This is a genomic window from Streptomyces griseochromogenes (genome assembly GCF_001542625.1).
Classification (GTDB): Bacteria; Actinomycetota; Actinomycetes; order Streptomycetales; family Streptomycetaceae; genus Streptomyces; species Streptomyces griseochromogenes.
This window is the reverse complement of the sequence record NZ_CP016279.1, coordinates 577,373-591,207: the sequence shown is the minus strand read 5'-3', so window position 1 is coordinate 591,207 and position 13,835 is coordinate 577,373. Positions and strand designations below refer to the sequence as shown.

The window sequence follows — 13,835 nt, the reverse complement described above, 5'->3', positions numbered from 1 at the left end:
GCTTGAGGCAGGCCATGGCCCTCGCGTGGGGTCGCCGAAGGGCCGCGCGCGGCGGCGACGGCCCTACCGGCAGCCGCAGGCCGCGAGGGCCGTGGCCGTCTTGTCCAGGGCCGCCTGGGCCTGGTGGGGGTCCGTCGTGCCGGAGGCGAGGAAGGCGAAGGCCAGGAGGCGTCCGTCCTGGTCCACGACCGTGCCGGCCAGGGTGTTCACGCCGGTGAGCGTGCCGGTCTTCGCTCGTACGAATCCTGCAGCGCCGTCGGCGTAGCGGCCGGCCAGGGTGCCGGTGAAGCGTGCCACGGGGAGGCCGCTGAGGACGGGGCGGAGGCCGGGGCGGGCCGGGTCGCCGGCCTTGACCAGCAGAGCCGTCAGGAGGTCCGCGGTGAGCCGGTCGTCGCGGCTGAGGCCGCTGCCGTCGTGGAAGGAGGCGCCGGACATCGGCAGGCCGAGCTTCCCGAGCTGCGCGGCGACGGCCTTGGCGCCGCCCTCGAAGTCGGCCGGCCCGCCGCTCGCGAGGGCGGTCTGACGCGCGAGGGCCTCGGCGATGTCGTTGTCGCTGTTGGTCAGCATCCGCTCGACCACGTCGGACAGCGGGGGCGAGGTGACGGTGGCGAGGGCCGTGGCGCGGCCGGTTGCCTTGGAGGGGCCGGGAGAGGTGGTCTGGACGCCGGCGGCCCGCAGGAAGCCGGCGAACTTGCCGGCCGCGTCCGCCGCCGGGTCGGACACGCGGAACGCCGGCCCTCTCGTGGAGTCGTCGGTGCGGCCCTCGTCGGCGCTGAGGGCGCTAACGGGGGCGAGGTTGTCGTTGACGCCGATGGGGTGCAGCGCGGGGCCGGAGTAGAGCGTGGTGTCGTAGGAGAGCGTGATCTTGTGGATGCCGCGCCGCTCGAGCGCGGCGGCGGTGTCGGCGGCCAGGGTGCGCAGGCTCGCCCAGCCGTCCGTGTTCCGGCGGTCGTCGCGGGCCGTGAGGGTGGGGTCGCCGCCGCCGACCAGGACCAGTTCCCTGGTGTCGGGTTCGAGGGCGGTGCGGGTGGTGAAGCGGTGGTCGGGGCCGAGGGCGGACAGCGCGGCGACGGCGGTGGCGATCTTGGTGGTCGAGGCGGGGGCCAGGGCCATGCCGGCACCGGTGCCGTAGAGCCGCTCGCCGGTGGTGACGTCGACGACGACGGCCGCGTGGCTGCCACCGAGCGCGGAGACGCCCAGGAGCGGCCTCAGGACGTCTGAGAAGGCCTTTCCGGCGGGTGGTGCCTTCTTGGTGCTGACGGTGCCCGCGGCGCCGTCCAGGCCCGTCAGGACGGGCGGGGCGCTCGGTGCGGGCCGGGGCGCTCCGGCGGACGTGCCCGAGCCGCCGTGATCTGCGCCACCTGACCGCTCCAGGGCGGCCGCGCGGTCCCGCTCGGCCGTACGCTGGCCGGTGGCGTCCCAGGGGCCGGCCACGGTCACCACACCGGCGGCCAGCGCCAGCCCGGCGGTGACCGCGCCAGCGGTGTACTGCCAGGTCCTCACGGGTCGCGGACGGGGGAGGTGCGCAATCCGGGCGAGACCGGGCCGAACCGATCGCGCCAGCCGCGCGGCCCGGGGCCTCACGGCCGTCGCGGCGCGTGCCAGACGCGGTCGTACGGCGTTCGCGATCCGCTCCACCTGCGGTTCCGCGGCTCGCCAAGGCCTCAGCTCTGGCACGACCACCAGCCCCTTTCGCGATCACACACCTGCGTGAGGGACACTTAATCACCAGAACTATGTGCTGATCATGGAGGAGCCACCGGTGGAGTTCGACGTCACGATCGAGATCCCGAAGGGTTCGCGGAACAAGTACGAGGTGGACCACGAGACCGGTCGGATCCGGCTGGACCGTCGTCTCTTCACCTCGACCGCCTACCCGGCCGACTACGGCTTCGTCGAGAACACCCTCGGCGAGGACGGCGACCCGCTGGACGCGCTGGTCATCCTGGACGAGCCGACCTTCCCGGGCTGCCTGATCAAGTGCCGCGCGATCGGCATGTTCCGGATGACGGACGAGGCGGGCGGCGACGACAAGCTGCTGTGCGTGCCGTCCACCGACCCGCGCGTGGAGCACCTGCGCGACATCCACCACGTGTCGGAGTTCGACCGCCTGGAGATCCAGCACTTCTTCGAGGTCTACAAGGACCTGGAGCCCGGCAAGTCGGTCGAGGGTGCCAACTGGGTGGGCCGCACGGACGCCGAGGCGGAGATCGAGCGGTCCTACAAGCGCTTCGAGGAGCAGGGCGGTCACTGAACGTCCGGAACCGTACCGGTTCCGCGGGCCGTACGCGCACGCGTGCGGCCCGTTCGCGTACCCATGCGCATACTGAGGCCAGCGGAAGGTGTCGTTCAGGGAGTGCCGAGGTGACGGAGACGGAGGACCGCAAGCCCCGGTCGGACGAGGCGCGGTACGACCCGGAGATCACGTCCGAGTTCGCCGTCCCCCGAGGCATCGAGGTTCCCGAGGGCGGCGGCGAGCCGGAGACCACGTCCGAGTTCGCCGTGCCGAAGGGCCTGCAGGCGCCGCAGCCGACGGGTGCCGAGCCGGAGGGCTCGGCGTTCAGCCTGCCGAGCACCTACAGCGCCAAGGACGCCCCGACCGCCTTCACTCCGGCGACCGGCATTCCGGCGGTCAGCCTGGTCAAGGACGCGCCCTGGCAGGACCGGATGCGCACGATGCTGCGCATGCCGGTGGCCGAGCGGCCGGCGCCGGAGCACGTGCAGCGGGCCGAGGAGGGCGGCCCGGCGGTCCCGCGTGTGCTCGACCTCACCCTGCGTATCGGGGAACTGCTGCTGGCGGGCGGTGAGGGCGCGGAGGACGTGGAGGCCGCGATGTTCGCCGTGTGCCGGTCCTACGGCCTGGACCGGTGCGAGCCGAACGTCACCTTCACGCTGCTGTCGATCTCCCACCAGCCGTCCCTGGTGGAGGACCCGGTGACGTCCTCACGGACGGTACGGCGGCGCGGCACGGACTACACGCGGCTCGCGGCCGTGTTCCGGCTGGTGGACGACCTGACCGACCCGGAGACGCATGTCTCCCTGGAGGAGGCCTACCGGCGCCTGGCGGAGATCCGCCGCAACCGGCACCCCTACCCCGGCTGGGCGCTGACCCTGGCGAACGGGCTGCTCGCGGGGGCGGCCTCCATTCTGGTCGGCGGTGATCTGATCGTGTTCTTCGCGGCGGCGCTGGGCGCGATGCTCGGCGACCGGCTGGCGTGGCTGTGCGCGGGGCGGGGGCTGCCGGAGTTCTACCAGTTCATGATCGCCGCGATGCCGCCGGCCGCGATCGGGGTCGCCTTCGCGCTCGCCCATGTCGACGTCAAGGCGTCCGCCGTCGTCACCGCTGGACTGTTCGCGCTGCTGCCCGGGCGGGCGCTGGTGGCGGGGGTGCAGGACGGTCTGACGGGCTTCTACATCACCGCGTCGGCGCGCCTGCTGGAGGTCATGTACTTCTTCGTCGGCATCGTCATCGGCGTGCTGGTCGTCCTGTACTTCGGTGTGAAGGTCGGCGGCAAGCTGAACCCGGACGCGGCGCTGGTCCTGTCCGAGCGGCCGCTGATCCAGATCGCCGCGTCCATGCTGCTGTCGCTGACCTTCGCCGTACTGCTGCAGCAGGAACGGTCCACCGTGCTCGCGGTGACGCTCAACGGGGGCGTCGCCTGGTCGGTGTACGGCGCGATGCACTACACGGGCGGCATCTCGCCGGTCGCCTCCACGGCCGTGGCGGCGGGGCTGGTGGGGCTGTTCGGGCAGCTGTTGTCGCGGTTCCGGTTCGCGTCCGCGCTGCCCTATACGACGGCTGCGATCGGGCCGTTGCTGCCCGGTTCGGCCACGTACTTCGGGCTGTTGTCGATGGCCCAGAACGAGGTGGACAAGGGGCTGGTGTCCCTCGCGAAGGCCGCCTCGCTGGCCATGGCGATCGCCATCGGGGTCAACCTGGGGTCGGAGATCTCCAGGCTGACCCTGCGGGTCGGCTCCGCCGGTAAGCGAAGGGCTGCCAAGCGGACCCGAGGGTTCTAGGCGCCGGAGAACTCGGGAGGCCTTCGCCGTCGGCGGGTGCGGGTTCGTCGTGGTCGTTCGCGCGGTTCCCCGCGCCCCTATTACTGCCGGCGGGAATCGTAGGGGTACTGGTACTGGTCGTACTGCTGCTGCGGGTACTGCTGCTGGTCGTAGTACTGGTTGCCGTGGCCCTGGTTGCCGTGGCTGTCGTAGCCCTGGTTGCCGTGGTTGTCGTAGCCCTGGTTGTCGTGCCCCTGGTCCCAGTACTGCTGGTTCTGCTGCTGCGGCTGCGGCTGGTACGGCTGCTCGTACGGCTGCTCGTAGGGCTGCTCGTAGGGCTGCTCGTAGGGCTGCTCCGGTTCGATGCGGCGCAGGCGGGTCGTCGCGTCGTCCATGGGCGGCTGGTGCTGGTACAGGGGCTGCTGCTCGGGGGCGGGCCGCGGCTCGGACCGGGCGGGCTCCGCCTTCTTGCTCTTGCCGCGCGCGCGGAGGAACTCGATGGCGATCGGGACCACGGACACGAGGACGATCAGGATGAGGATCGCCTCGATGTTGTTCTTGACGAAGTCGATGTTGCCCAGCCAGGAGCCGAGCAGCGTGACGCCCGCGCCCCACAGGACGCCGCCGATGACGTTGAAGATCAGGAACGAGCGGTACTTCATGCCGCTGACGCCCGCGATGATCGGCGTGAACGTGCGCACGATGGGCACGAAGCGGGCCAGGACCAGGGACTTCGGGCCGTACTTCTCGAAGAACTCGTGCGCCTTGGTGACGTTCTCCTGCTTGAAGAGGCGGGAGTCCGGACGGTTGAAGAGCGACGGGCCGACCTTCTTGCCGAACATGTAGCCCGCCTGGTCGCCGAGGACCGCGGCGAGACAGATCAGCGCGATCGCGCCCCACAGCGGGAAGTCCAGCTGGTGGGACGTGATCAGCAGACCGCAGGTGAACAGCAGCGAGTCGCCCGGCAGGAAGAAGCCGATGAGCAGACCGGACTCGGCGAAGACGATGAGCAGCAGGCCCCAGATGCTGTAGGTGTCGAGCAGATAGTTGGGATCCAGCCAGCTCGGGCCGAGGGCGAGTGTCATCACGGGTCCGGGCTCCTGAGGGGATGAAGGGCGGCTACGGCGTCCTTGTGCGGGCGCACAAAACTATCAACGCGATGTGACCGCCCCAGGTTCCACCGGTGGCTCCAGGATGCACTGTGGGACAACTGGGGCAAAGCTGTGAGCCATGGGACTCGATGACTACGGCGGCGGCCAGGGGCCCCAGCCGGACGTGCTGGTCGTGACGACGAACGACGTGCCCGGCCACCGGGTGCAGCAGGTGATCGGCGAGGTCTTCGGTCTCACCGTGCGTTCCCGGCACCTCGGCAGCCAGATCGGCGCCGGGCTGAAGTCGATGATCGGCGGCGAGCTGAAGGGGCTCACCAAGACGCTGGTGCAGACCCGCAACCAGGCCATGGAGCGGCTGGTGGAGCAGGCACGCGCGCGCGGGGCCAACGCGGTACTGGCGTTCCGGTTCGATGTGACGGAGGCCGCGGACGTGGGCACCGAGGTGTGCGCGTACGGCACGGCCGTGGTCCTGGCCCGGGAGTAGGCCTCCTCCCGGACCAGGGGATCAGGCCGGATGCCGGTCGGCGTTCGCGGCGATCGACTCGCTCAGGTGCTCGGCGAGGCCGGGCCGCACGGCGTCGTAGAACGCCTTGAAGCGCTCGTCGGCGACGTACATCGCGCCCAGGCAGCGATGCATGGCGTGCGGGCACTCGTAGTACCACTTGCCGATGTGCCCGCGGTGCTCCTCGGCCAGGTCCATCGCCGCCTCGCCGGACGGCTGCTCGCCGGCGGTCATCAGGGCGACGTAGCGCTCGGTCCAGTCGTCGGCCTCGGCCTGCAGGCGCTTCCAGTCCTCCTTGGTGTAGCGGGCGGCACGGCGCTGCGACTCCGCGTAGGCCTCGGTGCCGCCCCAGCGCCGCTCGGCCTCCTCGGCGTACTGCTCGGGATCGTTGTCCCCGAAGACCTCGAAACGCTCCTCGGGGGTGAGATTGATGCCCATCGTGCGTGCCTCCATGGCGTGCTCCACGGCCGCGGCCATCTTCTGCAGCTTCTCGATCCGAGCGGTCAGCAGTTCGTGCTGGCGGCGCAGATGTGCGCGCGCGTCCGCATCCGGGTCGTCGAGCAGGGCCGCGACCTCCTCGAGCGGGAAGCCGAGCTCCCGGTAGAACAGGATCTGCTGGAGCCGGTCGAGGTCGGCGTCGCCGTAACGCCGGTGGCCGGCGTGGGTGCGCTCGCTGGGTACGAGCAGGCCGATCTCGTCGTAATGGTGCAGGGTGCGCACCGTGACTCCGGCGAACCCCGCGACCTGTCCCACGGAGTAGCTCACTTTCCGCTCCTTGTCGTCGGTACGCCCTCAACGCTGAGGCCTCACGCAACGTGAGGTGCAAGGCGAATTCACTTCGGGATGTTCGTCATCTTTTGTCCGCTTATGGTGAGCCCGTGGCCCAGGACAGCGCGCAGCAGGCGCCCACCAGCGCTCCCGCGGCCCCCGCGCGCGCCCTGCTGCCGTCGATCCTGCCCGCCCTCGTGGTGGGCGTGGGGTCCAGCCTGCTCTTCGTGGGGGTGAGCGTCGGGGCCGAGCGACTCCAGGGCGTGCTGTGGCAGGGCCTGCCCGACGCCCTGGAGATCGGCCGCTACTCCGTGCTGTGGATCTTCGTCATGCTCATCGCGACCGGCATCGCGGTCGGTCTGGTGGTGTGGCTGGTGCCGGGGCACGCCGGGCCCGACCCGGCCACCATGGGGCTGAACGCGCCCGCACTGCCGCCCTTCGTCCTGCCCGGTCTGCTGCTGGCCGCGGCCCTGATGCTCGCGGGCGGCCCGAGCCTCGGCCCCGAGAACCCGATCATCGCCGCCAACATCGGGCTGGCGGTGTGGCTGGGCCGCCGGTTCGTGCCCGGGCTGCCGTCCTCGCTGTGGGGGATGCTCGCGGAGGCGGCGACGCTCGGCGCGCTGTTCGGCACCCCGGTGGCCGCCGCCCTGGTCATCTCGGAAGCGCTGGCCGGGCGGCCGATCAGAGGGCTGCTGTGGGACAACCTCTTCGCCCCGCTGGCCGCCGCGGCGGCGGGCGCCCTGACGACGGACCTCCTCCACCACGCGAGCTTCGACCTCCGCCTGCCCCCGATCGGCCGTCCGGACGCGGGCGACGTGCTGGCGGCGCTCGTCGTCGCGTCGGCCGGCGCGGTGCTCGGTATGTGCGCGGTCTACGTCTTCCCGTACCTCCACAGCGCCTTCCAGCGGCTGCGGCACCCGATGCTGATGCTTCCGGTGGGCGGGGCCGTCCTCGGGGCCCTGGGGGCCCTGGGCGGCCCGCTGACGCTCTTCAAGGGGCTGGACCAGATCGCGGAGCTGGCGCGCGACCCCGAGGGCTGGTCGGCCGGGCAGTTCGCCACGATGGCGGTGGTGAAGCTGGCTGCCCTGGTCACCGCCGCGACCTGCGGCTTCCGTGGCGGCCGGATCTTCCCCGCCGTGTTCGTGGGAACCGCCCTCGGTCTGTGCGCCCACGCCCTGGTACCCGCCGTCCCGCCCGCCGTGGGCGTGGCGGCGGGCGTACTGGGCATTCTCCTGGCCATCACCCGGCAGGGCTGGGTGAGCCTGTTCACCGCCGCCGTCCTGGTCGCCTCACCCGTCGTCCTCACTCTGCTCTGCATCGCCTCGCTGCCGGCCTGGCTGCTGGTCACGGGGCGCCCGCAGATGCAGCTGCGGCCGGACGGCACCCCGATCCGCTGATCGACTCCCCCGCCTGGAGGCATGTTCGATGGCTCTGCACAAAGGTCCCGAGAAACACGACGAGCGGCCGGTGTCGGTCAACCCGTTCTTCGGGGAGGCGAACCCGGTGGTCGAAATGACCGAGGCCCCGCCCAAGCACCGGCTCCCCGATGCGCCCCTGCCTCCCACCACGGCGGCGCAGATCGTGCACGACGAGCTGATGCTGGACGGCAACTCCCGGCTGAACCTGGCGACCTTCGTCACCACCTGGATGGAGCCGCAGGCCGGGGTGCTGATGGCGGAGTGCCGGGACAAGAACATGATCGACAAGGACGAGTACCCGCGCACCGCCGAGCTGGAGCGGCGCTGTGTGGCGATCCTCGCCGACCTGTGGAACGCGCCGGACCCGTCGGCCGCCGTGGGCTGTTCGACCACGGGGTCCAGCGAGGCGTGCATGCTCGCCGGGATGGCGCTGAAGCGGCGCTGGGCGAAGCGCAACGCCGACCGCTACCCGGGCGCCCGCCCGAACCTGATCATGGGCATCAACGTGCAGGTCTGCTGGGAGAAGTTCTGCAACTTCTGGGAGGTGGAGGCCCGCCTGGTCCCCATGGAGGGCGACCGGTACCACCTCGACCCGCAGGCGGCGGCCGAGCTGTGCGACGAGAACACCATCGGGGTCGTCGGCATCCTCGGCTCCACCTTCGACGGGTCCTACGAGCCGATCGCGGACCTGTGCGCGGCCCTGGACGCCCTTCAGGAGCGCACCGGCCTGGACGTCCCGGTGCATGTGGACGGCGCGTCCGGGGCCATGGTGGCGCCCTTCCTGGACGAGGAGCTGGTGTGGGACTTCCGCCTCCCGCGCGTGGCCTCGATCAACACCTCGGGCCACAAGTACGGCCTGGTCTACCCGGGCGTCGGCTGGGCCCTGTGGCGGGACAAGGAGGCGCTGCCCGAGGAACTGGTCTTCCGGGTGAACTATCTGGGCGGCGACATGCCGACCTTCGCGCTCAACTTCTCCCGCCCCGGCTCCCAGGTGGTGGCGCAGTACTACACGTTCCTGCGGCTGGGCCGGGAGGGCTACCGGGCGGTGCAGCAGTCGACACGGGACACGGCGCGGTACGTCGCCGGCAGGATCGGGGCGCTGGACGACTTCCGGCTGCTCACACACGGCGACGAGCTGCCGGTGTTCGCCTTCACCACCGCCGCGGACGTGACGTCGTACGACGTCTTCGACGTCTCCCGGCGGCTGCGCGAGAACGGCTGGCTGGTGCCCGCGTACACCTTCCCGGCCAACCGGGAGGATCTCTCCGTGATCCGGATCGTGTGCCGCAACGGCTTCTCGCACGACCTCGCGGACCTGTTCCTGGACGACCTGACCCGTCTGGTGCCCGAGCTTCGCCGGCAGCCGCACCCCCTGACCCGGGACAAGGAGGCGGCCACCGGCTTCCACCACTAGGCCGCGTCCGGCGGGCAGGCGCTAGCGGCCCAGCCGCGCGAACTTCCCCACGGCCAACGGGAGGAACACGGCCAGCAGACCCAGCGGCCAGGCGACGGCCGCCCAGACGTGCCCCTGCTCGCCGCCCTGGCCGCCGAGCAGGTCCCGTACGGCCGTGGCCGTGCGGGAGAGGGGGTTCCACTGGACGGCCGTGCCCAGCCAGCCGGGCATGGCGTCCGGTGTGGCGAGGGCGTTGGAGAGGAAACCGACCGGCCAGATGAGGATCTGGACCGCCTGGACCATCTCGGGCCGGCCGGCGATCAGGGCCAGGTGGATGCCCACCCAGAGCATGGCGAAGCGGAGCAGGAGCAGCAGGCCCACGGCGCCCAGGAAGGCGCCGGGGCCGGCGTGCGCCCGCCAGCCCAGCGCGTACGCCACACCCGTCATCAGCGCGAGTCCGGCCGTCGACTGGAGCATGTCGGCCGCCGAACGGCCCACCAGGACGGCGCCGTCCGCCATGGGCAGGGACCGGAAGCGGTCGATGACGCCCTTGGTGAGGTCCTGGGTGACGTTGAGCATCGTGCCCTCCAGGCCGAAGGCCATGGTGAGCGCGAGCATGCCGGGCACCAGGTAGTCGACGTAGTCGCCGGCGACGCCCCGGCCGCCGCCGATCAGGTAGCCGAACATCAGCAGCAGCATCACCGGGAAGACCAGGGCGACCAGCACCTGCCCTGGCTGCCGTGCCCAGCGGGCGAGTTCGCGCCGGGTCATGGTCCAGGAGTCGGTCAGGACGTACTGAGCGGACGGGGACACCGCCATCACGCGGCCTCCTTCACTCGGTTCACGTCGCCGGTGAGGTACAGGAACACCTCGTCCAGGGTGGGCCGGCGCAGGGCGACGTCCGCCGCCTCGATGCCGGCGGCCTCCAGGGCGTGTACGACCCCGGAGAGCGCGCTCATACGGTCGGTGACCGGGGCGCTGAGCAGTCGGCGGTCGGTGTCCACCGAGACGCCGGTGACGGGCAGCAGGGCGACGGCCGCGCCGAGTTGGCCCGCGTCGCGCAGGACGACGTCGAGGCGGTCGCCGCCGGTGAGCGTCTTCAGCTCGTCGGGGGTGCCGTCGGCGACGACCCGGCCGCGGTCCACGAACGCGACGCGGTGGGCGAGCTGGTCCGCCTCCTCCAGGTACTGGGTGGTGAGCAGGACGGTCGTGCCGCCGCCGACCAGGGAGCGGACGGCGGCCCAGACCTCCGCGCGGCCGCGCGGGTCGAGTCCGGTCGTCGGCTCGTCCAGGAACAGCACCTCGGGATCGGTGATCAGGGAGGCGGCGAGGTCGAGACGGCGGCGCATGCCGCCGCTGTAGCGGGCGACCGGGGTGCGGCCGGTGCCGGCGAGGTCGAAGCGCTCCAGGAGCTCCGCGGCGCGCACGCGCGCGGGGCGGGCGCCGAGGTGGTGCAGGCGGGCGAACATCTGCAGGTTCTGCCGGCCGTCCAGCTGTTCGTCCAGCGCCGCGTACTGGCCCAGCAGACCGATGCGCCGGCGGACCGCGCGGGCCTCGGTGAGCGCGTCGAGCCCGGCGACCTCGACGCGGCCGCCGTCCGGCCTGAGCAGGGTGGACAGAATCCGGACCAAGGTGGTCTTGCCCGCCCCGTTGGGCCCGAGCACCGCGTGCACGGTGCCCCGTGCGACATGCAGGTCGAGCCCGTCCAGGGCGTGTCTGGTGCCGTAGGTCTTGCGTGCGTCCTCGACGGTGATCGCCGTGTCGGCCACGTGCCGCTCCCTCGCTAGTCAAACTTGACTACTCATCGAAGGTAACGCCGTCCCGTTCATTGGTCAAACTTGATCAGTAGGCCTTCCGCCGTGTCAGCGGTCGTCCCCCGGGTGCCGCTCCCCTGTCGCGTACGGGTTCTCCCGGCCCTCGGGGAGCACGCCCACGAACGGCTCGCCCTCGCCGGCGAACGTGTAGGCGCCCGCCTCCAGACGGGCGATCAGCCCCCGGGTCCAGGCCGCGTCGGAGTCGGCCGTGTGGACCCAGAGGTTCATGATCTCGCCGATGTGGCCGAGCTGTTCGGGACCGTCCTCGGGGATGTAGTGCTCCGTGACGGCGGCGCGCCACTCCTCGATCCGCCGGATCCGCTCCCCGAGCAGGTCCAGCGCCTCGGCGCGCTCCAGCTCGACCAGGAAGCCGATGGCCGCCGACTGGATGTCCATCTTCTGGTCGTAGGCGACCAGGGACTCGCGCAGCAGCCGGAAGAACTCCTCCACGCCCCGGTCCGTGATCTCGTACTCGGTGCGCGGCGGGCCCCCGGCGGTGGACGGCGCGATCTCGTGCGCGTGCAGCAGCCCCTGCTTCTCCATCTGCTTCAGGGCGTGGTAGATGGAGCCCGGCTTGGCGTTGGACCACTCGTGCGCGCCCCAGTACTCCAGGTCGTTGCGCACCTGGTAGCCGTGGGCCCGCCCGTGCTGGCGGACGGCGCCCAGCACGAGAAGACGGATCGCTGACATGCCGTCCAGGTTATTGCCGCGCGGCTAGCCCGCCTGCTCCAGGGCCACCAGCTCGAACGCCGTCCTGCCGTCCAGGGACTCGCGGATGATGTCGGCGTGCCCCGCGTGCCGGGCCGTCTCGCGGATCAGGTGCAGGCACAGCCAGCGCAGGGAGACCCGGGCCTCGGGCGGGAACCAGGGGTCGTTCGGCAGCGGGAACGTGTCGTCCAGGCTGGGCGCGGAGCGGACGAACTTCTCCGTCTCGGCGGCGACCTGCTCCCAGTACGCGAGCTGCGAGGCGACCGTCTCGTCCCCGACCAGCTGGAAGGTCTCGTGCCAGTTCGACTCGTCGCGGTGGATGGCCGGCGGCTCCTGCTTGGCACGGGCCACCCAGCCCTGCTCGACCTCGACGACATGCTTGAGCAGCCCGCCCAGAGACAGCTCGCTGGCGCTCGGGCGCAGCCGGGCCTGTTCCTCGGTCAGCCCCAGCAGCGCCCTGCGGATTCCGCCGCGCTGCTCCTCCACGAACGCCAGCAGCGCCCCGCGCTCGTCGCCCTGCGTCTCCGCCTGCACGTGAGTGACCATGACCGGCCGCCTTTCCTCGCAGTCCTCGGGGTCCTTTCCCCTGACACCGATGACGCTACGGGTGCTTGCGGTCAGCTTCTGTCCGCAAGTCCGGGGGCTCAGAACGGGAAGTCGCTGCGCCGGTGCTGGACCGAGATCCACTTCAGGGTGGTGAAGGCGTCCAGGGTGGTCTCGCCGTTCAGCCGGCCGATCCCGGAGTTCTTCTCGCCGCCGAACGGGACCAGCGGTTCGTCGTGGATGGTCCCGTCGTTCACATGGAACATGCCCGTGTCGATCCGCTTGGCGAAGGCCACCCCGCGCTCGACGTCCGCGGTGTGCACGGCGCCGCTGAGCCCGTAGGGGGTGTCGTTGACGATGCGGACCGCGTCCTCCTCGCCCTCGAACGGCACGAGCAGGGCGACCGGTCCGAAGATCTCCTTGTGCAGGAGGGAGGAGCCGGAGGGCACGTCGGTGAGGACGGAGGGCTCCACCAGATTGTCGTTCGCCCCGCCCCTGACGAGAACGGTGGCGCCCTCGGCGACCGCCTGGTCGATCGCGGCCGATATGGCGTTCGCCTGGAGGGAGTTGATGACCGGACCGATCACCGTCTGCGGGTCACGCGGGTCACCCGTCTTCAGCGTCCTGACCTTGGCGACGAACTTCTCGGTGAACTCCTCGCTCACCGACCGGTCCACCAGGACCCGGTTGGCGGCCATGCAGACCTGCCCCTGGTCGACGTAACGGCTGAAGACCGCCGCGTCGACCGCGTAGTCGATGTCGGCGTCGTCCAGGACCACCAGCGCGCTGTTGCCGCCCAGTTCCAGCACCGAGCGCTTGAGCTGCGCCGCGCACACGGTCGCGATGTGCCGGCCGACCTTGTCGGAACCGGTGAAGGAGATGACCTTCGGGACCGGGTGCTCGATGAACGCGTCGCCTATCTCGGCTATGTCGGTCAGCACGACGTTGAGCAGGCCGGGCGCCAGGCCCGCGTCCTCGAAGAGCTTGGCGATCAGCGTGCCGCCGGTGATCGGGGTGTCCTGGTGGGGCTTGAGGACGACGGCGTTGCCCAGCGCGAGGGCGGAGGCGACCGGCTTGACCGACAGCAGGAAAGGGAAGTTGAAGGGGCTGATGACGCCGACCACGCCCACCGGGAGGCGGTAGAGGCGGTTCTCCTTGCCGTCGACCGGCGAGGGCAGCAGACGGCCGTCGCAGCGGAGCGCCAGCTGGGCCGCCTCGCGCAGGAACTCCTTGGCGAGGTGGATCTCGAACCGGGCCTTCATGTGCGTGCCGCCCAGCTCCGCGATGATCATCTCGGTGATCTCGCGCTCGCGTTCCTCGACCAGGCGCAGGACCTTCTCGAAGAACTCACGGCGGGTGTACGGGTTGGTCTGTGCCCATGCGGGCTGGGCCCGGGCGGCGGCTCTGTAGGCGTCGTCGACCTCGTCAACGGTGGCTATGGTGATCGAGGCCAGCTTCTCGCCGTCGTACGGGTTGAAGTCGATGATGTCCCAGGAACCCGTGCCCGGACGCCACTCGCCGCCGATGTACTGCTGGGCCAGGTCGGTGAAGCAGGACGACATGTGTTCCCTCGATCCC

13 protein-coding genes are annotated in these 13,835 nt (G+C 71.1%); 5 read left to right on the top strand and 8 right to left on the bottom strand.

All coding sequences use genetic code 11. From position 1 onward, the window contains the following. Positions 1-63: 63 nt before the first annotated feature. Complete coding sequence (dacB, locus tag AVL59_RS02760) at positions 64-1,638, bottom strand: D-alanyl-D-alanine carboxypeptidase/D-alanyl-D-alanine endopeptidase (RefSeq protein ID WP_067299610.1); 1,575 nt, start codon at positions 1,636-1,638, stop codon at positions 64-66. Between the two features lie 124 nt (positions 1,639-1,762). Here dacB and AVL59_RS02755 point away from each other — a divergent pair, with 124 nt between their 5' ends. Together AVL59_RS02755 and AVL59_RS02750 are read left to right on the top strand one after the other, a co-directional pair. Next, complete coding sequence (locus AVL59_RS02755) at positions 1,763-2,254, top strand: inorganic diphosphatase (protein WP_067316824.1); 492 nt, start codon at positions 1,763-1,765, stop codon at positions 2,252-2,254. A gap of 110 nt (positions 2,255-2,364) precedes the next feature. Beyond that, positions 2,365-4,020: a threonine/serine exporter family protein gene (locus tag AVL59_RS02750; protein ID WP_067299609.1), complete on the top strand. Its 1,656-nt coding sequence runs from the start codon at positions 2,365-2,367 to the stop codon at positions 4,018-4,020. Positions 4,021-4,100: 80 nt separating this feature from the next. Here AVL59_RS02750 and AVL59_RS02745 read toward each other — a convergent pair whose 3' ends face one another. Beyond that, a complete protein-coding gene (locus AVL59_RS02745; RefSeq protein ID WP_067299608.1) occupies positions 4,101-5,087 on the bottom strand; it encodes a DedA family protein in 987 nt (328 codons plus the stop codon). Between the two features lie 142 nt (positions 5,088-5,229). Here AVL59_RS02745 and AVL59_RS02740 point away from each other — a divergent pair, with 142 nt between their 5' ends. Beyond that, positions 5,230-5,595, top strand: coding sequence for a YbjQ family protein (locus AVL59_RS02740; RefSeq protein ID WP_067299607.1), 366 nt, complete (start codon positions 5,230-5,232; stop codon positions 5,593-5,595). 21 nt (positions 5,596-5,616) lie between these two features. On the opposite strand, the gene AVL59_RS02735 is transcribed toward AVL59_RS02740, so the two are convergent. After that, complete coding sequence (locus tag AVL59_RS02735; RefSeq protein ID WP_067299606.1) at positions 5,617-6,378, bottom strand: MerR family transcriptional regulator; 762 nt, start codon at positions 6,376-6,378, stop codon at positions 5,617-5,619. 113 nt (positions 6,379-6,491) lie between these two features. Between AVL59_RS02735 and AVL59_RS02730 the strand changes: the two genes are divergently transcribed. After that, the gene (locus AVL59_RS02730; RefSeq protein WP_067299605.1) at positions 6,492-7,778 is read left to right on the top strand and encodes an ion channel protein; all 1,287 of its coding nucleotides are present in this window, start codon (positions 6,492-6,494) and stop codon (positions 7,776-7,778) included. A 28-nt stretch (positions 7,779-7,806) separates the two neighbouring features. Continuing rightward, entirely contained in the window at positions 7,807-9,213 is a 1,407-nt protein-coding gene (locus tag AVL59_RS02725) for a glutamate decarboxylase (RefSeq protein WP_067299604.1), read from the top strand. Between the two features lie 21 nt (positions 9,214-9,234). On the opposite strand, the gene AVL59_RS02720 is transcribed toward AVL59_RS02725, so the two are convergent. The 5 genes from AVL59_RS02720 to AVL59_RS02700 all read right to left on the bottom strand — a co-directional run bounded on the left by AVL59_RS02720 (position 9,235) and on the right by AVL59_RS02700 (position 13,819). Continuing rightward, positions 9,235-10,011 carry an ABC transporter permease gene (locus AVL59_RS02720; protein ID WP_067299603.1) on the bottom strand — a complete coding sequence of 259 codons (777 nt, stop codon included), beginning with the start codon at positions 10,009-10,011 and terminating at the stop codon, positions 9,235-9,237. After that, the gene (locus tag AVL59_RS02715) at positions 10,011-10,961 is read right to left on the bottom strand and encodes an ATP-binding cassette domain-containing protein (protein WP_067299602.1); all 951 of its coding nucleotides are present in this window, start codon (positions 10,959-10,961) and stop codon (positions 10,011-10,013) included. The genes AVL59_RS02720 and AVL59_RS02715 overlap by 1 nt, the downstream gene beginning before the upstream one ends. Positions 10,962-11,054: 93 nt before the next feature. Beyond that, the gene (locus AVL59_RS02710) at positions 11,055-11,696 is read right to left on the bottom strand and encodes a PadR family transcriptional regulator (protein WP_067299601.1); all 642 of its coding nucleotides are present in this window, start codon (positions 11,694-11,696) and stop codon (positions 11,055-11,057) included. A gap of 24 nt (positions 11,697-11,720) precedes the next feature. After that, positions 11,721-12,260: a DinB family protein gene (locus AVL59_RS02705; protein ID WP_067299600.1), complete on the bottom strand. Its 540-nt coding sequence runs from the start codon at positions 12,258-12,260 to the stop codon at positions 11,721-11,723. Between the two features lie 98 nt (positions 12,261-12,358). After that, positions 12,359-13,819, bottom strand: coding sequence for an aldehyde dehydrogenase family protein (locus AVL59_RS02700; protein WP_067299599.1), 1,461 nt, complete (start codon positions 13,817-13,819; stop codon positions 12,359-12,361). Between the last annotated feature and the right edge of the window lie 16 nt (positions 13,820-13,835).